The sequence below is a fragment of the Sporosarcina sp. E16_8 genome (genome assembly GCF_017347095.1).
Classification (GTDB): domain Bacteria; phylum Bacillota; class Bacilli; order Bacillales_A; family Planococcaceae; genus Sporosarcina.
In genome coordinates, this window is record NZ_JADPRZ010000056.1 from 1 (window position 1) to 20643 (window position 20643).

Sequence of the window (20643 nt, forward strand, 5' to 3'; positions counted from 1 at the left end):
TCTCAAGTGCATTAGCTTATTATGATAGTTATCGTACTGAAACATTGCCAGCCAATCTTATCCAAGCTCAACGCGATTATTTTGGTGCACATTCCTATGAACGTCTTGATAAAGAAGGACATTTCCACACTGAATGGTCAGCCAACTAGCTATAGAAAAAGTACCGGGTACCGAAACGACTCAAAATCGTTTTGGACCCGGTATTTTTCACCATGTTTTCAAAAATCGAACCGTACTATTGCGTCCCGCTTCCATTAGCTCCTCTTTTGTTTCCTGGTCCATATCAAACTGAGTTGCACTATAGTCATCGACTGGGATGAAAATGATGTTTTTTTCATGCTTTCGAGAAATATACCTTTCATCATGCGAATTCTTCATCGTTGAAAAAAGCGCTTCAAATAAATCTAAGGCATTGTCAATTTTATGTCCCGGCATGTCTTCTTGACTACGACTTAGCCTCAAGCCTAAGACTGGACGTTCTGTTTTTCCACTTTCATCGTTAAATATCCACATAGGAAAATTGCTCAACACCCCCCCATCCACAACAATCGTCTCGGCTTTCCCTACATTTAACCGCACCGGTTCAAAGAAAAATGGAATTCCACAACTCATGCGTAGAGCACGAGCAACTGGAAAAGTTTCTGCTGAAATTCCATAGCCCTCCAAATCGTCGGGTAGCACAATCATTTTTCCATTCGTTAAATCCGAAGCAACGAGCTTCAGTTTTCCCGGTGGTAAATCTGAAAATGTATAGACACCTTTTGCTGCTAGCTTTTCTAAAAACCAATTCTCTAATGCCTTGCCTTGGTATAAACCAAGGCGCCAATACAGTAGAAACCATTTCATTAACGGCAAGGGAATAATGGTTTTACGCGGATCAAGAAGTACCTGGAAATCTTGTTCATCTAGCATCACTTCAATTTCCTTAGCCGAATAGCCAGCTGCTATGAAACTGGCAAGAATTGCGCCCGCACTCGTACCAGCTATTCGGTGAAAACGATACCCCTTTTCTTCAAGCACTTGATAAGCCCCGACTAACGCAAACCCCTTCAAACCCCCTCCTGAAAACACCCCATCTATTAACAAAGCTAATCTCCCCCATTTCCATACCTTGTTACACTGTAGGAGAAACGAGAGGAAATTAGAACAAACTTGTGGGTTCATGCGCGAGGTAATATGGTATATTTCGGGATATAATTGGTTTATATTAGCTTATGCTCTGTTGTTCAACAGATATGATTGGTATGGATTGGCTTATGCTTGGTCAACAAAGATATATGCTCACTCCGAACACTAATATTATTGGTTCTCAAACCATGAAAAAAGAAGAGACTAATGTCTCTCCAGTTGATTACTTGTTTCAATACACTTATATTTTGGCTACGATTCTGCCAACAATCTGTTGTATTTCTGTACCGTCCAGTGTTTCCTTTTGCATTAATAGATCCACCAACTGTTCAAATTCTGACCCGTGTCCTTGAATGAGGCTTTCTGTTTTGCGAAGCGCTTCATCAAAAAGAATTTGCATCTTCGCTTCTTTCTCGCTTTTATTGAAAGTTAACGTGAAACCGTCTTGTAATAAACCCGTGTCGACCATGCGCTCTATGATTTCCTTCGCTTGTTGGACATCGCCACTTACACCGATACTATGCTCGCCAAGGTATATACGCTCGGCAACGCCACCAGCAAGGATCATACTGACTTGGTCTAATAATTCACTGTACGTAGACAAGTGAAGCTCTTTCTGAATCGGTGCTACATACCCAAGTGCTTGGCCGCGTGGAATAATCGTTGCTTTCCTTACTGAACCGGGCTTTGTTATTTCAGCGACTAGCGCGTGTCCCGATTCATGAATGGCTACTCTTCTTTTGGTCTCTGGGTCGTTCATTGAACGGGAGGCACTTCCAAGAATGGTGCGGTCGATTGCAAAATCAAGATCACTCTTAGCGATTTGTTCACGTCCCTCTCGGATTGCTCTTCTACTCGCTGTTTTAAAGAGAGAACTCAGTTCAGCTCCCGAAAACCCTGATGTACTTTCGGCAAGAGTATCTAACGAAGCAAAGACTTCATCTGCCAATAGCTTGCCCCTTGTGTGAATATCAATGATTTCTCTTCTTCCAGTCGTATCAGGCAAAGGTACTTGGAAAGAATAATCGATTCGGCCTGGGCGTAGAAAAGCTTCATCTAACATATCTTTTCGGTTCGTTGCTGCAATGAATAGCACACCATCGTTATTATTTCCGCCATCCAGCTGAACAAGAAGTTCCGTTAATGTTTTTTCTGATTCTTCCCCACCATGTATTTTCCGTTTACCTGCAAGTGCATCGACTTCATCAATAAATATGACTGCTGGTCGTTGGTTTCTTGCATTTTCAAACAGAGAACGTACACGCGAAGCACCTACGCCAACAAATAATTCTGTGAAGGCCGACCCGCTGGATGAATAGAAAGTTGCTCCTATTTCGCGCGCTATTGCTTGCGCAAGTAAAGTCTTACCCGTACCGGGTGGACCATATAAAAGAATCCCTTTCGGCGGCTGAATACCAACTTGGGCCGACCGTTTCGGATCTTTTACAATGGATAACGTCTGTAAAATCTCTTCTTTCATTTCTTCAGGAAGCCCACCAATATCTTGTAACGTAATATCGGGTAAAGGGGTCGGTTTAGATGCGCTATTTTTCATGGAAGAAGCACCGACGCCAATCTTCCCTTTTTTATGAAGCACAATGAATGTAATGAGGAGCACAATGAACAATCCGCCCATCAATATACTACCAAAATGGCTTTGATCGGAATAGTTATATGAAATATTATATTTTCCGACTAATTGTTCAACTAACTGGCTATCCGGACGAACTTGAGTTACGTATTGCCCTTCTTTCGTCTGCAAATACAATGCTCCGCTAGACGTTTCTTTAAGCGATACAACTTGATTGTTTTGAGCTTGAATTGTATTTTCAAATTCGGAAAACGATACTGCGATTCCTTTATTTGCATCAAAGAAGTACCACCCCACACTTGCTACTGTTCCAGTGACTAAGAGGACAAGAACCATAATCCTTGTTGCAAACTTCGAAATAAGCTTCAAGCCTACGACAACTCCTTTTAGAATATACTTCTATTATAAGGGCTGATGAACTAGTATAACAGGTGAAATTATTGGGTGTTCATGTACAAAGAGTGAATGGTTGATTACGGCATGAAGGTTCAATAATTTATTACACAATAAAAGTGTTATCCACAGCGACTATGTCTGCTACACTATACTAGTACGAAAATATCCGAATGATAGAGGAGAAATAATGATTAAGAATATGTTAACCAGTCTTTATTTATTCGCAGGAATACTTATTTTTGCAGGTTGTGGGCAGGGTACGACACAGTCACCTACACCGGACATAGTAAATGGGGACCCAGAGATAGTCGAGGAACAAGCACAAGAAGAACAGAGCGAAGTGGTTGAAGATGAAGTCACAGATCCTGCTGAACAACATAAACATCCGCTCTCGAAGATGAAAGTTCATTACATAGACGTTGGTCAAGCGGACGCCACATTGATTGAATACAGTCAGGGTGACGAAGCATTCGCAATACTCATCGATACCGGGGATTGGAACTCCACAGAGGTTGTGTCCTATCTTCAATCTCAGAACATAACAAATATTGATATAGTCGCGGTTACACATCCCCATGCAGATCACATCGGGCAACTGGATAAAATCATTAATACATTTGATGTATCAGAAGTATGGATGAATGGCGAAACTACAAGCTCCCAAGTTTTCTCTAATGCACTTGCTGCAATTGAAAATAATAATGCAGATTACTATGAGCCGGAGGTTGGCGATGTATTTGACATAGGACCGCTGGAGGTTGCAGTTCTTCATCCGAAATCGCTGTCAGGCGACACAAATAACAATTCGATTGCGATTCGTTTGCAATACGGCGAAGTTTCCTTCCTCTTTACTGGCGACGGTGAGGAGGACGCTGAAAGTGAAATGCTTACTAGTGGTGCAAACCTAAAGGCAGATATTTTACAAGTTGGTCACCACGGATCGAAAACTTCAACAACTGACAGATTTTTAAATGCGGTTAAACCAGATATAGCGATTTATTCGGCAAGCGATGACAATCAATACGGACACCCGCATATCGAAACGATTAATCGGCTTGAAAAAAGCGGTGCTCTGGTTTATGGAACAGATGTCCATGGAACAGTTATTGTAGAGACCAATGGCAAGACGTTTAATGTCCAGACAAATAACCAAGGGACTATAGAAAACACACCGCCTGCAGAAACTGAAGTGGTCCCTACACCCGAACCCGAAAAGGAAATACAACCAGTTTCAAGTGGTTCATGTGTAAATGTTAACTCGGCAAGTGAAGTGGAGGTACAGCGTATTATCCACATCGGTCCTGCTCGTTCACAAGAGTTAATCCAGCTCCGCCCTTACCAATCCGTTGACGATCTTAGTCATATTAAAGGCATCGGACCTGCACGTATTGCCGACATTCTCACGCAAGGCATTGCGTGCATAGGAGGATAATTATGTATTCAGCATATCTTGATCGGTTCACAGACAACGGAAAAGCACTTCTCTTAGTTGAAGAATTACAGAAAGAATACCATGTCGACATACCCGCACTCCCTTCTGACAGCACAGCCGGAACATGGTTTTTAGTAGAAATCCAGGGTGATGAAATCACTTCATTCCAAGTAGACGAAGGAAAAACTACGGAATTGAAACGAGAAGTGGATGACAGAATGCAACGATTGAAACCCAAGAAAACCAGCCGCTTCAAACGGCTCTAATTGCATTGAAAAGTGTTATAAAGCCTAGAGAAAAGCTGTCATGCCCATTATATAAAATGGATGTGACAGCTTTTATGTTTACTGTTTTTTAGTTATATCAAGTCTTTCATTGCCCATGTAGAAAACAGCAATGATTGCTATCCCTACCGGAATGAGTGACCAGAGATACGTGGCCGAAATCGATGTAGACATTGCATTTATTATTACGTCCAATATATCTGGAGGGATGTTTGCGCGTGCTTCAGGCTGAAATACAGTTTGGATATTTCCAAGTGATTCCGGACCCGCCTGCCCGCTTCCACCAATCTTTGCAAAGCCAGCGGCCATTTCACTTGTTAGTAGTTTCGTTTGAATCGCACCGAAAATTGTAATCCCTAGTGCAAGGCCTAACGAGCGGAAAAACGAGTTCGTTGCGTTTGCTGATCCCCTATAGCGATAGTCCATTTCATGCATCGACGCAGAGGGCAGTAATGAAAATGAAAACCCTACGCCAAATCCGACAAGTACCATAAATAGGGATAGAGCTATTCGTGAAGTATCAGGTGTAATTGTACTCATTAATACCATACCGATTGAATAGGCGATAACCGAAATCACCATGATGTTGCGATATGATGTTTTCGTCTGCAATATCCCTCCAAGTGCACTCCCAGCGACCGAGCCAAGAAGCATCGGCATAAGAATTATTCCTGCATTAGTGGCTGACCCACCATATACGGCCTGTACAAAAAGAGGAATGAATATCGTCAAACCAATAAATGTCGCTCCGTATAAAAAAGCCAGCGCCTGGGATGATGCAAATAGTCTATTCTTGAACATCCAAAATGAAATAATCGGTTCTTTTGCTCTCGTTTCAGCCCATATGAAGACAATGAAAAAGACAACAAATATACTAAAGAGGGAGATACTTTGCCAAGATGACCACTCAAACTTTTTGCCGCCCAACTCAAGCCCAAACATTAGGCTGACGACAGCCGTGACAAGTGTAATTGCTCCGAGCCAATCTATCGTCTGCTTGATTGGTTGTGCAGCTTCCTTGTAATAACGAATGATCAGGAATAAAGAAATCGCGCCGATTGGAATATTAACGTAAAATACCCAGTGCCAGCTAATTGATTCCGTAATCCATGCACCAAGCAAAGGGCCTAGAACACTTGAAGCGCCAAATACAGCGCCAAGAAGGCCAGTCATTTTACCACGCTGTTCAGGAGGGAATACATCAAAAACAATTGTGAATGCTATTGGCAATAATGCCCCTCCGCCAATTCCTTGGATCGCCCGGAATACGGCAAGCTGTGGAACGGTTTGTGCAAGTCCACATAGAGCAGACCCAATTAAGAAAACAATGATACCAAATAAAAAGAACCGTTTTCGTCCATACATATCGGATAACTTTCCGAAAATCGGCATCCCCGCCAAGACAGCTACTGCATAAGCAGACGTAATCCAAATGTAGCTATCCACACCGCCTAAGTCTCCCAATATCGAACCGAGCGCTGTCGCTACAATTGTATTATCCATTGCAGCCATTAATATTCCTAATAAAATCCCCGTCAAAACGAGTCTTAATCGTGTTTTATCTTCCAATGCCGTACCTCCCGAAGCCATTTTCAAACGATTTATAATCGTATTCGTATTAATCGCGTATCTCCATCTACGCCATGTAATTTTTTGGTTAGAGATTCGATTTCTAACGTCAGGTCGAGTACCGAAAATTCGTCTGACTCTAGTAAATCCCGATAGTCATGTTCACTGATGACAATATCACCACCCACGCTTTGCTGCTGGATCCGTGCCGCCATATTTACTGTACGCCCAAAGTAATCAAGGATTTCATTCGCGTTAACTGCAATAACAGGACCTGTGTAAAAACCGATTTTCACTTGCACAGCTTGTGATATATTTTCATTTAACAAATGAATGTTTTTCTGAATCGCAAGAGCAGCATTGAAAGCATCCTTGTCTTGAATGAATGCAGCCATAACAGAATCGCCAATTGTTTTAACAATGGTGCCATGATTAGCTTGAATATATTTTCTCAAGAAATCAAAATGTTTTTTCACATTTGAATAAGCAAGGGCATCTCCAATAGATTCATAAAGTTGGGTTGACCCTTTTAAATCTGTAAATAAAATGGTCATATTTCCAACACCAATCTGTTGGTCTGGGGATAATACTTCCGTCGCAAACAATTCCCGAAACAGTTGAAGTGAAGTAACTTCCCTTGCAGTCAGTGCAAATCGGTCCCAATCAACTTCTTCTAGGACCAGAACAAATTCCTGACTTGTTTGGTTTTCCACCTGCATTAAGCGTGTTTTAGCCACTTCTTTTTCAGCAAATCCAGATTCTTTAAGTGTTAGTATCGACTTTGCATCATCCGTTCCTTCATATATGCTTGTTGTATAATTAAACTTTAATACACGCCAGCGCAGTTTTTGATCCCAATCTGGCAATTCCAGCTCCATTGATGAATGGCTCGGAATTCGAAATTGGGCAACGACATGGGGGGAGTTCAGTGGCCCATTTACACAGAATAACGCCTGACTCGTTTGCCGGATACTCGGGTTAACTGAGAAGAGCATCTCGACATAGCGATCAAAATCGATTTCATAATCTACTCCGCATAGATCACAATGCACTGTATTATCCAACTGTCTCAGCGTATTTGTCTGACTTTTGGGTACTCGGCAATTGGGGCACATTAGACTCCACTCTTGATCCAGAACGCCTACTTTTGTAGCTATAAGGAAAAGCTCGACTGTCTGCCGCCGATCAAATTTGTGAATCTCTGCCCATTGTAGCGGCTTCATACTCGTTACTTCTTCATCTTTGCCGTTCACAAGTGTTTGTATAAGTTGTTCAATCATTTGCTCGTTGCTGAAGGCCTCTGTGAGCTTTGCGGTTAATCTATCTAAGCGTTCCTTCTCTACAACAGCAACTTGCTTTAGCCGAGGCCGAATAGCCGCTACCCCACTATTTCCTTCTAATTGCAATGCGTAAAGGAAGGTCTTCCTTAATTGTGGGATTATAATTATTTTCATGGCAAGCCGGCCGACTAGATTGCGGTATGTAAAATCGCCCTTCAGTTTTAACAATGTTGTGTTTTCTCCTTGCGGCTCTACACTAACCTTCCATTGCACCTGTACAATCGGACCTTTTGTATAAACACGTTCTAAAGAATAGGATTGCTGTTTAATCCATTCAAATGCGTATTCGCGCCAGGCTATCTCTATTGCTCCAAATACTCTTGTACGTGATTGTCGAAAGAGTGAACCCTCTTTATGGCTATAAGGTGAAAATCGGACTGGAAACAAGCCAATTTCCTGATTCAACTGGTTGGTGTCTTCAAGAAGAGACCATATCTGCCCAATGGGTGCATTAATGACGCGTTCTTCTTGAAAATAGATTGTTTTTCGCATTAGTATCTCCTATCCTACATCGCTGTGCTGATCCCGAATAGCAATAAATAATGCAAGATTATCAAGAAACAATTGCACAAGTATCGGGTCGAAATGTTTTCCTTGTTGTTCCGTCATATAAGCAACTATCTGTTCCATTTTCCAAGCTTGCTTATAAACACGGTGACTGCCCAGTGCATCAAAAACATCCGCAATGGCAGTAATTCGTCCAAAGATATGAATCTCTTCTCCATTTAAACCATTTGGATACCCTGTGCCGTCCCATTTTTCATGGTGCTCATACGCAATAATTGCCGCAGTGCGAAGCAAATCACGTTGGGAATTTTTAAAAATATTGTAACCAATGACAGCGTGCTGTTTCATGATTTCGAATTCATCCGATGTTAGCTTACCTGGTTTTAGTAAAATACTGTCAGGTGTTGCTACTTTACCAATGTCATGCATAGGTGAAGCATGTTTCAAAAGAAGAGCTTTTTCTTCAGAAATACCGGACAACTTGGCTAATAGATAAGAGTATAACGCAACACGTTTCACATGATTTCCTGTTTCCTGTGAACGGCTTTCTCCGATTTCACCCAAGGTCTCAAGCATTTCTTTTTGTGTTTCAATAATTTCATTTAGTAGAATGGCTGACTCAAGGGACTTACCAGCATATGTAGCAGCTAATCCCAACATTTCACTATCTTTTTCGTTAAAGATACCTTGAGCAGTCATTTTGTTTATCGCTTGAAATGTACCAATTACAGCGCCACTGGAATTATGGAAAGGAATACAAAGGACTGAACACGTTCTATATCCCGATTCAATATCAATTTCCTGATTAAAACGCTCATCCAAATAGGCATCCTCTACGACGACTACTTTCCCAGTAGTAATACTATGACCAACAAATCCGCTTTCCTGCGAAATAATAATTTTTTCAATGCCATGCGCTGCTACCGTCCAGATTGTCTGTTCCGAAGGTTCGTGTAACCAGACTGAGCAACGGTCGGCTACAACAAGTTTTTTTCCTAAATCAGCTAATATCATTAATAACTTATCCAAATCATTTTCCATCGATACTTTTGACATGTATTCAAATATGATAGCAAGTATCCGATCTGGCTGCAGGTCCTTGAGAACTTCTTTATACACTATTTCCTTTTGATTATTCATCGTAAGTTCCCTTCTATAAACATCGTTTAGCATCATTTACCAACACGTTAATTTTATCACTAATACTCGTTTTCCACATCACTTTTCACTATTTTACTAACCACTAAAACCCCAGGTATACTATAGCTCCCTGGGGTCTGGGCATTCATTCAACAAATAGAAACTTTATTTCTGCCCGCATTCTTAGATTTATAGAGGGCAACGTCCGTTCTTCTAATTAGTGTTGTGGGCGTATCTCCTTGCTTTACCATTGATACCCCTGAACTGATAGTAATAGGGGTATAAGACCATTCGCTTTGCTCAACTATTTTCCTTATCGATTCTGCAATGGTATATGCCTTTTCCAAATTAGTTTCTGGTAATAATAGCATGAATTCCTCTCCGCCAATCCTAGCGATTATATCGTGAGGTCTTCCAGATTGTTGCAATTTTAAAGGAATTTCTTACAGGACAAGATCTCCTATTGGATGACCTAAAGAATCATTTACACGTTTGAAATGATCCACATCTATCGCCAGCAGTGAAAATGGTCTTCCTGTAACTCTGTGTAATTCGATGAAGAATACTAACTGTTCTTCAAAGTATCGTCTGTTATTTAATCCTGTAAGAGAGTCCGTTAAAGCCAACACTTCTAGTTTTTCGTTGATGAACTCGAGCTCACTTTTTTTACTCTCTACTTCTTTTAATAATTGCTGTAAGCTCTTGTAGGCTTTCGGCATTACGTTTTTCCTGAATAAGTTCATTTTCATATCTTGCTGGTTGCAACCAAATCCATGTGCAAACATGATTATTTTAGTGCCCTCATCAATAAAACGAACGTTATTTCAAATTTTAATTGAGCTTTTAGCATAAGCCCCATCCATTCTATTCAATTAATATGTATCTAATTATTATATACATCAATGTCGGTACATTCAATTTATATAAACAGTAAAAGAACTTCATTTGTAATCAATAGCGAGATTGAAGTATACTCATATAGGTTGATTTTCTTCGCTATTAGGAGCATTTTATGTTTCTTGCGCACTTATAAAAGTCGCCCCCCTACTAGTAAATCAAAATTGAAACCTGAACGTAATCTAAAGCGTCTATATCCTGGTACACTTTTTCGAATGACACCAACTGGAGGAACTATAATGAATCGAGCAGATACAAAAAAAATGAAGAAACGTAGAAAATGGCCCTGGGTTATTGCGGTGATAAGCCTTATAATCTTCGGTTTCGCGTTGAATATCTATTTTGACTTGACATCAACATTAAGAAGTATGTATGAGCCAATTGACCGGGAAGTGTCGGAGAAGCGTAAAGAATTAATTACATTGGGCAAACAGGATCCTTTTTCAGTACTTGTTTTGGGTGTTGATGAACGAGAAGGCGATAAAGGCCGCTCTGATACAATGATTGTAATGGCAGTTAATCCTAAGTTAAAAACGACAAAGCTAGTCAGTATACCAAGGGATACATACACTGAAATTATCGGTCATGGAACCACAGATAAACTAAATCATGCGTATGCATTCGGTGGCATTCAGATGTCACTGGATTCTGTTGAAAATCTATTGGATATTCCCATTGACTATGTTATGGAAGTCAATATGGAAGGATTTCAAACAATCGTTGATACAGTCGGCGGTATCAGTGTGAACAATCCTTTCGAATTTACGCAGGATTCGATTCTTTATGCCGCTGGAGACATCTCATTAGACGGTAAAGAAGCTTTGTCCTACGTACGTATGCGTAAAGGTGATCCTAATGGCGACTTCGGGCGTCAAGATCGTCAGAAACAGGTGATTGAGGGAGTTCTACATGAAGGGACCTCTGTGAAAAGCTTGCTGAAATACCGCAGCGTCTTCAACGCCTTGGGAGACAACGTAAAAACGAACATGACGTTCGATGAAATGGTAGACGTCCAGAAGAACTACCGAGAAGCGGCTAGTAAAGTTGAACAGATTCATTTTGAATTAGGTGAAGGCAAGCGAATGAACGGCGGTATATGGTATTACATTATGGATGAAACAGAATTACAGGAAGTTACAGATGTCATGAAGCAGCATTTGGAATTGAATTGAAAAAAACCGTGGAGTGTTCAAACTCCACGGGTTTTTGATGTTTTTGGCTGTGATTTCTAAGTGTTTACCTGCGACTTTCGAGCTTTACCCTTGGTTCTAAGGATTTACTAACGAATCCTTCAAAAAACTTTCCTTATACCCGCACTTGCCCATTGCCACGGATGACATACTTTGTCGTCGTCAACGCTTTTAACCCCATTGGACCCCGCGCGTGTAACTTCTGTGTGCTGATTCCAATTTCTGCGCCATAACCAAATTCAAAGCCATCCGTAAATCGCGTGGAAGCATTATGATACACTGCGGCGGCATCGACGTAATTCAAGAATGTTGCAGCATGTTTTTCATCATTGGTGATAATGGCTTCAGAATGCTTAGTTCCGTATTTAGTAATATGTGCAATTGCTTCATCAAGGCCAGTTACAATCTTGATACTAACTGTTAACCCAAGATATTCTGTCGACCAGTCTGATTCGGATGCCGCTTGCACATTTTCACATTCTTGAACAACTGTTTCATCCCCGAATATCTCCACTTCGTTCTCCTGCAAATTTTCGATAAGTCCTTTTCCAAACAGTGCAAACCACTTCTCATGGATTAAGATTGTCTCAATCGCATTGCAAACGGATGGACGCTGAATCTTCGCATTCAATACAATATTAGTAGCCATTTCTCTCACAGCAGTTTCATCAATATAAATGTGACAATTACCCGCCCCAGTTTGAATGACCGGAACAGTCGCTTCGCGAATAACTGTCTCAATAAGTGTTTTTCCGCCCCTCGGTATAAGAACGTCCAAGTATTCATTGAGCCGGAACAGCTCTTTTGCCGTTTCCCTGCTTGTATCTTCAATTAATTGGATTGCTATTTTCGGGATTTCGCTTTTATCAAGAGCCGCGTGTATTGACTTTATAAGTGCCATGTTCGAATACTTTGCAGAGGAACTTCCTCGTAAAATGACGGCGTTTCCTGTTTTAAGTGCGAGCGTCGCCGCGTCAACAGTAACATTCGGTCTTGCTTCGTAAATCATGCCGATAACGCCGATTGGTACCCGCTTCACTTCAATAAGTAATCCATTGTCTTTTTCGATAGTTTCCAATGTCTCACCAATCGGATCCTGTAATTCTATTAACAGATGAATCGCACCAGCCATGTCTTTGATTCGTTTTTCTGTGAGCAGAATGCGGTCAAGAATTGCGTCAGTAAACCCTTTCTCTTTTCCATCGACTAAGTCCCTGTCATTTTCAGCAAGAATGGATGTTTGGTCGAGCACTAATTGGTCTGCAATTAATGCCAGTGCTTCGTTCTTTTGGTCGGTTGTAATATTAACCAACGAATAACTAATTTTTTTTGCAGCTTTCCCTTTTAGGCGTACTTCGCTCATGTTAAATCCCCCTTTATATATTGCGCCTTGGCAAATTTACGTCCAGATTTTGAATTGAGCTTATGCCTGCGGAACGTGGCGTTCTTAGGTTGACTTTCATTTTTCAGAAGAGGCTTAAACCCCACTGAATTGAATGCATACTTTGCATTCACCCCACCACTTATAGATGTGAGGGACTACCGCTAAGTGGAGTTAAAGTTGTGCCCAGCGGTCCCGATGAATAACTTCAACGTTCGATGAAACTAATTCTTCAATTTTTAACTTGTTCCGGCTTACAATCGTGTTTATTAATTCATCCGACGAATAGCTGACTTCCCCTTTGCCTAAAATCCCATTGACGCCAAATACGTCAACAACGTCACCTTTGTAAAAATCCCCCTTTACTTTAACAACGCCAGCAGGTAATAAGCTTTTTCCGTTATATAAAATGGCCTCTTCCGCCCCTTGATCCACGTAAAGCTCGCCTGCCGATTCGGAATGCAACACGATCCATTGTCTGTTCGTATTAATTTTCGCGATATCCGGATTGGAAATATAGGTGCCATCCCCTCCACCCTGTAAAATCGTCAGCAGTTTACTCGAGCCTTCTCCCGTTCCGATGAAAACCGAAACGCCGAGTGATGTTGCTGTTTTCGCGGCCAGCAGTTTTGATTTCATGCCACCAGTCCCGACTTTAGATCCCGTATCGTCTGCACCTGTTAGTAAGTCATCTGTAATCTGTTCAAGATAATCTAGTCGTTTCGCCAATGGATATTTACGTGGATTTGATTCATAAAGCCCATTAACATCTGTTAAAATAATAAGTTGGTCTGCATGGAGAATGCCGCTGACAAGTGCAGACAACATATCATTGTCACCAAATGTCAGTTCCTCCACAGAGACAGTATCGTTTTCATTAATAATGGGTATAATTCCTCGTTCCAATAATTCCGTCAACGTTGCAAATGCATTCCTGTAACGCTCGCGATTTGAAAAATCGATTCGTGTCAATAAGATCTGAGCGGGCATGATTCCATGAACACTAAACTTTTCAATATAAGATCGCATTAACAACCCCTGACCAACCGCCGAAGCTGCCTGTTTCCCTTTGATAGTAATGGGTCTTGACGAATAGCCTAACCTTGCAAATCCAGCCGCTACTGCACCAGAAGAAACAAGAATCACTTCATGCCCTGCCTTACGCAGTATGGCAAGCGCTTCGATATGATCATTGAATTTCGCTTGATCGATTTCACCTTTAACATTTGTTAAAGAACTGCTTCCTATTTTCACGACAATCCGTTGTTTTTTCATTCGAATACCCCCATTTCATCTTGTCGTGGAATACAAAAAAGCCCACTCGTCCTGATATTAAGGACGAAAGAGCTAAGCTTCCGCGGTACCACCATAATTGGATGCATGTGAACACATCCCACTTATCCCCATAACGCCGAGGGTTGCGCTTATGTTTTGCATAAGACTACGAAGGTAGGTTCTGCGATTGTCGTGACGGAATCTTCCAGCTGATAAATTCCGATCTCTTTCACAACATGGATTCGCATAGTAGTCCTTCATCACCGTTCAAGTTTTAGAAGATTTTAAACAATCATACAACAGTTAGCTGAATTGTCAAGCGTAAAAGCCGATTTAAATTAAACCAGGTTTCGCTGCGCTAACCGATTCAAAAGTTCTGCCGATGTCATAGGTTTAGCAAAATAATAACCTTGGAAAATTAACGACTCCGAATCTTGGCGTAGAAATTGAACTTGCTCTTCAGTTTCTACACCTTCTAGTACAATGTCCAAGCTTAGCGTTCGGCCGATCGCAAGAATCGCCTTTAGAATAGATGAATCTTTCTCAGATTGTGGTACATCGTCTATAAATGACTTATCTATTTTCAAAGTCGAAATCGGCAGTTGTTTCAAGTAAGACAAAGATGAAACACCTGTACCAAAATCATCCAATGCTACAGAAAAACCTTCTTCTCGAAACGTATTAAGGGCTTTTACTGCATCTTTAATCGATTTTACTACACTCGTTTCCGTAATTTCTAATTCTAAATTATGCGGTTTCAACTTATACTTTTTAATCATTTCCCTTAATACATTTAGTAAAATCGGTGAAGTGACATAATCGCCTGAAATATTGATTGAGACGGGATACACCCGATAGTCCATTTTCACCCATTCTGCAATCTGCTTACAAACTTGCTCAATTATCCAATTTGTCACTTCTTCCATTTGTTCGCTTTGTTCAAGAATGGGTATGAAAGTTACAGGCGACAGCATACCGTATTCAGGATGCTTCCAGCGAATTAACGCCTCAAACCCTGACAGTCCATTTGTACAAGCGATTATTTTAGGTTGATAAACCATAAATAACTGCCCTTCGCGCATGGCATCACCTATACTACCAAGGATTTCCTCTTCAAATGAATGCGTATGAATTGCATTATCAAATCGAATCACCTGATAGTCATAGCGAGTCGATGGATGCTCTAACACAGCAAGCGCTTCTGTATACAAACGCTTCGGATCGCTATGCTCTTCCGTCGTTGAAATTGCGCAGACCGCTTCAATCTTAATTAATTTGCCATCAATTTCAGTCTGCTTTTTAAGTTGTTCTGCAATCCTATTCATAGTGCGCTCAAACTCAGCGATTCCATCCACATCCTGGATTAGAAAAACGAAACGCTTACCTTGAAGTTGGTAAAGTTTCATAGAGGATGATGTCCACTGGGAGAATAAATGTCCCAAATACTGAATAACTTTATCCCCAAAATTATAACCTTGCTCAACATTGATCTTTTCAATATCAGGAATATACCACATTGCCAGACTTCCATGATAGGTAGGGCTGTTTAACATTTTTTCAAAGCTGCGTCTGTTTGGAATTCTCGTTAAAGACTCGAAATAATTTACGCGGTAATCAATATAACGGTCCATAAAACTCGATAACAGCAATAATAGCAGCAATAGACCCAAACCAATCGAAACAGAAATATTGAGATAGGTCATGTTCATTTGATGAACCCCATGCAAACTATCAATCTTGTCACGATGTATATAGTAAGTAGTCCCGATAAGCCCGGTATAGTGCATACTAGATATTGCTAACCCCATAACGAGCGAAGTGAACATTTTCAGGTGCCTATTTTTCATAAGGTGCTGAAGGGAAGAAAAAATATAGATTGCGATAAAAGAAATACTAATTGCAATCGCAACAGATGCAGTAAAAATCGTAAAATCATATGTATAAACAGCGTCTGATACCATTGACGCCATCCCAATATAATGCATTGCCGAAATGCCAATTCCCATCGTGACTCCCGAAATCAGATTGAATCCAATCGATTTCCGCCTGCGGTTGACTAAATAAAACACTAAAAATGAACTTGTAATTGCTGGTATAATCGACAAGAATGTAAGCCTAGGTTCGTAAGTCATCGAAATGGGGAGTAAATATGCACCCATTCCAACAAAATGCATGGACCATATGCCAAATCCCATAGCGATCGACGCTAATATGAGCCACAGATTACGATGGAAGAAACTATTCTCTTGCATTCGTTCATTCATAGATATCGCGGTATAAGAGGCAAAGCTCGCAATTACAACGGACAAAAGAATGATTGAGAAAGAGTATTCCCCAACAACTACACTGTATGATTCCATAGAAGGATGAGTAAACAAAATCGGTTCCCCTTTACAACTGTTATATGATAAATCTCTACTAATTATAGTTCTATATCCTCACGTGTCAACTTCCTGCATTCTACTTTCGTGATCATTTAATTCACACACCACTACTTGTCAAATTTCAATCGATAGAAAACACATCCATTTACAAGCAAGATCTAGATTATCTTTCATTCTATCAATAAGCTTTAAACTGCGTATATTCTACAGTATAGGAATCCATTGCTTCACAATCCGGCTCATAACCAATACCATAGGCGGTTGGCACAGTGATATAACCGTCTTCCACGATGACTTCAGGGCTGATAATATCCTTTTCCCAGTAGCGGGAAGATCCAGCGGTGTCGCCCGGGAGGATGAAATTTGGAAGAGTCGTCAGTGCGATATTATGCGCACGGCCAATTCCCGATTCAAGCATGCCCCCGCACCAAACTGGAATGTTTTTCTCCATGCAATAATCATGGATTTTCTTAGCTTCTGTTAAGCCACCTACACGACCAATTTTGACGTTAATAACTTGTGTACTGCCAAGTTCGATTGCCTTTCGTGTATCTTCAAGTGAATGAATACTTTCATCCAGACAGATAGCTGTCTTCAATTGTTTTTGCAAAGTTGCATGGTCAATAATATCGTCTGATGCAAGTGGCTGTTCAATCATTGTCAAATTGAATTCATCTAACTGCTTAAGAAGTTCAATATCGTCAAGTGTATAGGCCGAGTTAGCATCTGCCATAAGGGGGACGTCCGGGAAATTTCTTCTGAGTTCGCGTAGCACTTCAATGTCATGACCTGGCTTAATTTTCACTTTTATACGCTTATAGCCTTCCTTGATAAAACCACGTACCGTTCCAACTAAATCCGCCATATTTTCATGGATGCCGATGCTGATGCCAACTTCGATTTTGTCCTGTTTGCCACCAAGTGCATGTCCCAACGTCATTTTATTGCGCTTGGCATAAAGATCCCAAATCGCACCTTCAACAGCTGATTTCGCCATATTATTTTTACGAATTGTGGAGAATAATTGACTAACTTCGTCGGGATGTCCGATTTCTTTTCCCAAAACTATAGGAATCAGAAAATCGTTGATCATATGTAGATTCGTTCCAAGTGTTTCTTCACTGTACCAAGGTGTGGAGAATGCCACGGACTCCCCCCACCCAGTATTCCCTAGCTCATCTTTCACTTCTAAAATCAAGAAGTCCTTTTCTTGAAAAGTGCCCAATCCCGTTACAAAAGGAGTCTTCATAGTCATTTTCATTTTTCGAATGTTAATTTCTTTGATGATCATTTCAATTCTCCTCAGTTTTTCGAAGTACTAACGTCATAACTACTAACTTAACATACCCGTTTGCGGAATCCAATTTGTGTTTTGGGCTCTCAACACGGTTTTTACTGATTTACCCACGAATCGCCTCATTTCAAGGCTGAGCCGTCCCCTTTTCGAAGTTGTACAACAATTCCAAGGACAGCGATTCAGTCGCGAAATATGGTAAAATGGCTACATGAGGTGGTTTTATGATGAATGAGAAAGAAAAAATTCTTGGGGATGAACGCCGCCGACTTATCGTCGACACGTTACAAGCGTCAGAAAAACCCATTACGGGAAGAGTACTTGGAGAAATGACAAATGTAAGCCGTCAGGTGATAGTCGGAGATATTACATTGTTAAAAGCAAAAAATGAACCGATCGTCGCTACAAGTCAAGGCTACGTTTATATGCCTATGCAGACGTCACCCAAAAGATTCGAAAAAACGATCGTTTGCAAACACACTCCGGAGGAAACAATAGAAGAACTGAACATCCTTGTCGATAATGGGGTAACAGTGAAAGATGTCAAAATCGAGCATCCTGTATATGGAGATCTTAGCGCTTCAATCATGGTTTCTAATCGGAATGAAGTGATAGAATTCATCAAACGAATCGAAGAGGCAGATGCCATTTATTTATCAAAACTAACAGATGGCGGAATTCACCTTCATACGATAATGGCGGACGATGAAGAATATATTAAAAATGCTGAAGAAGCATTAAGAAAAGCGGGTATCCTCGTCGATTGACGGATTGTAATTTTGAAGAAAAATTCATGTAACTTAAAACCTTTATACAACAAGGTTTATCGATCCAGCATCATCTTTCATCCGATGGTGTTTTTTCGTTACTGATGTATATTTGATTTAAAATTTTATTATAAAATTCTTCAAAACCTTATACAAAATAGAGCTAATCTATTAGTTACACTCATGCCATACTTATGCATTTGCAGTGAGCATCAATGTAGATGTGTTCATTTCGGATTTCATTCTACTCACTAATCATTTAGCTTCTCAAGTTCCGTTCTTCTTCGGCTTCTCTTTCTTCTTTATGGTGCCTATTTGCTTCTTCCCATTCTAAGTGACTTCCCACTCACGGTATGAACGTGCCTAATAACAATATGAGATAATTTATTCGTCTTTCATTTGAGAAACAAATGACAATAATCCTTATTTCCATTTATCAACAGTTCCTCCATACATTGAAAACATATAGAAGTCTTCCTCATTTGTAAGTGTCCAGCCATCGAAATAAATGCTAGCATGAAACAAATCTAAGTACAGGTAATCACATTGCACATTCAACAGCGGACAGTGTTCAAATAGCTGACTGTCCTTGATGGTCGTTCCATATAGAAGATCTTTTACAGATTCCCACTCATCTTTATTCGTCTGCAAATCTGATTCACCAACCAATACGATATCCGTATTTCGAATACGCCAAGGACATTCAATTGTCAGTGCACCTTTTTCAAACTGTATAATGAAGTTAACGCCCGTTTCAATGTCGATTACTTTTTGACCACTGAACTCTGTAAATTTGACTTCAATTCTTTTAAAAAAGTTACTCCCAAACTATAAACGTTAGTATAAAGTAGAATGCTCCAAAGCCTAATTCAGTGAGATAGACTTTTTTATCTTCTTTATGAAAATAACTTTCGACTCCATCTATAATTGATAAAACTCCCACTATGATGAACGCTATCCTAATAAATAGAGTATCAAAACCGTTAATTAATGCCAAGACCAAAAGTAATATCATTGTCATTAACAATATTTTCTTCAAAATAGAAAGTGATTTTGAACTATTCTTTCTTTCCGCTTTCTTAAAAAATATCCCCAATTTATAAAGACCACCTAAATTTCATTTTTTTCTGTATTCCAATATATTAATTACTACGGCAGTAAAAAAGAGCGGTCAATCAACAATAAGTATTTGAGCACCTTTGTGCAACTTTAAATTGAAAGAACAGTAGGCGTTTCAAAAGTAAGCGTGAAATAACGGCCACCTGTCATACGGGTTGTCGTTATTTCACGCTTACGATTTCTCCTCCTCTAATTAGATTAATTGATTTCTGCCACAAGAATATACCACTCCTACCATGTTATTTACCAGCGATTTCCGCTAAGGTTCCCATTCGTTGCAATGAAATCACCAATGGATAATGTAAAGAATGTGGAAATTAATAACGTTTAGCACTCTGATTGAGAAAAAAGCCTACCCCCTCCGTATCTTGAGCGAGGAATTAGGCTTAGATATTCCTCAATCGCGCCCGAATGTTTAAGAAATCAACTAGCCTTCCACTTCTATTGCCTAAACATAATATCGCTCATAATTTTTTAAAAAATATTCAGCCAGCAGGACTATCTAGCTTTTTATTCTGTCCCTGTAAAAGTAATCCATAACAATCGTAAAAATTACAACTATTGTAGATATCTGGATAGCTTTAATAAAAACTACATCTACAATGAAATGACTAATCATTGTAAGAATAATAAACATGAATAGATATCTAAACATGTAAGCATCCCCCTTTTTGCTACGTATATATCCGTAAACGGCGCTTATATGCAAAATCGGCGCTACTCTTTGTTAAGGAATCGCGCCCGATTGATTAATAACGTTGTTCACTTTTCCTCAAATTTCCATCAACAATAAAAAAAACAATAAGTGATACTATCATAACAACTGAATTTAATGTGTTAGAAATTAATCGGGAGTGTCAATATTTATGTGTAAATGACAATCCAACCTTTTCATTGTGAATACACTTATTGCTTTTTTATAACTTACGAGTAGCACTTATTTGCTCTT

Annotated in this window: 15 protein-coding genes and 1 pseudogene; 5 read left to right on the forward strand and 11 right to left on the reverse strand. The window is 40.1% G+C overall.

Annotated features, from left to right (window positions below; translation table 11 throughout):
• On the forward strand, window positions 1–149 hold a 149-nt coding region (locus tag I2484_RS18560; protein WP_207152566.1), incomplete at its 5' end, for a hypothetical protein.
• Between the two features lie 58 nt (window positions 150–207).
• On the opposite strand, the gene I2484_RS18565 is transcribed toward I2484_RS18560, so the two are convergent.
• Window positions 208–1086: a patatin-like phospholipase family protein gene (locus tag I2484_RS18565; protein WP_207152554.1), complete on the reverse strand. Its 879-nt coding sequence runs from the start codon at window positions 1084–1086 to the stop codon at window positions 208–210.
• Window positions 1087–1369: 283 nt separating this feature from the next.
• Window positions 1370–3055 (reverse strand): AAA family ATPase, encoded by a 1686-nt coding sequence (locus I2484_RS18570; protein WP_207152567.1) that lies wholly within the window; start codon window positions 3053–3055, stop codon window positions 1370–1372.
• Between the two features lie 247 nt (window positions 3056–3302).
• On the opposite strand from I2484_RS18570, the gene I2484_RS18575 reads away from it, so the two are divergent.
• Together I2484_RS18575 and I2484_RS18580 are read left to right on the forward strand one after the other, a co-directional pair.
• Complete coding sequence (locus I2484_RS18575; protein ID WP_255551587.1) at window positions 3303–4547, forward strand: MBL fold metallo-hydrolase; 1245 nt, start codon at window positions 3303–3305, stop codon at window positions 4545–4547.
• A 2-nt stretch (window positions 4548–4549) separates the two neighbouring features.
• Window positions 4550–4813: a DUF3006 domain-containing protein gene (locus I2484_RS18580; protein WP_207152555.1), complete on the forward strand. Its 264-nt coding sequence runs from the start codon at window positions 4550–4552 to the stop codon at window positions 4811–4813.
• Window positions 4814–4891: 78 nt separating this feature from the next.
• On the opposite strand, the gene I2484_RS18585 is transcribed toward I2484_RS18580, so the two are convergent.
• The 4 genes and pseudogenes from I2484_RS18585 to I2484_RS21680 all read right to left on the reverse strand — a co-directional run bounded on the left by I2484_RS18585 (window position 4892) and on the right by I2484_RS21680 (window position 10172).
• Complete coding sequence (locus tag I2484_RS18585) at window positions 4892–6421, reverse strand: MDR family MFS transporter (RefSeq protein WP_207152569.1); 1530 nt, start codon at window positions 6419–6421, stop codon at window positions 4892–4894.
• 11 nt (window positions 6422–6432) lie between these two features.
• On the reverse strand, window positions 6433–8232 hold the full coding sequence (locus I2484_RS18590) for an adenylate/guanylate cyclase domain-containing protein (protein WP_207152556.1): 1800 nt from the start codon (window positions 8230–8232) through the stop codon (window positions 6433–6435).
• Window positions 8233–8241: 9 nt separating this feature from the next.
• Complete coding sequence (locus I2484_RS18595; protein ID WP_207152557.1) at window positions 8242–9387, reverse strand: HD domain-containing phosphohydrolase; 1146 nt, start codon at window positions 9385–9387, stop codon at window positions 8242–8244.
• 149 nt (window positions 9388–9536) lie between these two features.
• Window positions 9537–10172: pseudogene (locus I2484_RS21680) on the reverse strand (GGDEF domain-containing protein).
• A 351-nt stretch (window positions 10173–10523) separates the two neighbouring features.
• Between I2484_RS21680 and I2484_RS18610 the strand changes: the two are divergent.
• On the forward strand, window positions 10524–11456 hold the full coding sequence (locus I2484_RS18610; protein ID WP_275956890.1) for an LCP family glycopolymer transferase: 933 nt from the start codon (window positions 10524–10526) through the stop codon (window positions 11454–11456).
• Window positions 11457–11589: 133 nt separating this feature from the next.
• Here the strand turns inward: I2484_RS18610 and I2484_RS18615 are convergent, their stop codons facing one another.
• From I2484_RS18615 to menC, 4 genes are all read right to left on the reverse strand, one after another.
• The gene (locus tag I2484_RS18615; protein ID WP_207152560.1) at window positions 11590–12837 is read right to left on the reverse strand and encodes a glutamate-5-semialdehyde dehydrogenase; all 1248 of its coding nucleotides are present in this window, start codon (window positions 12835–12837) and stop codon (window positions 11590–11592) included.
• 192 nt (window positions 12838–13029) lie between these two features.
• Window positions 13030–14130: a glutamate 5-kinase gene (proB, locus tag I2484_RS18620; RefSeq protein ID WP_207152561.1), complete on the reverse strand. Its 1101-nt coding sequence runs from the start codon at window positions 14128–14130 to the stop codon at window positions 13030–13032.
• A 338-nt stretch (window positions 14131–14468) separates the two neighbouring features.
• On the reverse strand, window positions 14469–16508 hold the full coding sequence (locus tag I2484_RS18625) for a bifunctional diguanylate cyclase/phosphodiesterase (RefSeq protein ID WP_207152562.1): 2040 nt from the start codon (window positions 16506–16508) through the stop codon (window positions 14469–14471).
• A gap of 184 nt (window positions 16509–16692) precedes the next feature.
• Window positions 16693–17805 (reverse strand): o-succinylbenzoate synthase, encoded by a 1113-nt coding sequence (gene menC, locus I2484_RS18630; protein WP_207152563.1) that lies wholly within the window; start codon window positions 17803–17805, stop codon window positions 16693–16695.
• 230 nt (window positions 17806–18035) lie between these two features.
• Here menC and I2484_RS18635 point away from each other — a divergent pair, with 230 nt between their 5' ends.
• Window positions 18036–18575, forward strand: coding sequence for a transcription repressor NadR (locus tag I2484_RS18635; RefSeq protein ID WP_207152564.1), 540 nt, complete (start codon window positions 18036–18038; stop codon window positions 18573–18575).
• A 423-nt stretch (window positions 18576–18998) separates the two neighbouring features.
• Here the strand turns inward: I2484_RS18635 and I2484_RS18640 are convergent, their stop codons facing one another.
• On the reverse strand, window positions 18999–19226 hold the full coding sequence (locus I2484_RS18640) for a hypothetical protein (RefSeq protein WP_207152565.1): 228 nt from the start codon (window positions 19224–19226) through the stop codon (window positions 18999–19001).
• Window positions 19227–20643: the final 1417 nt, after the last annotated feature.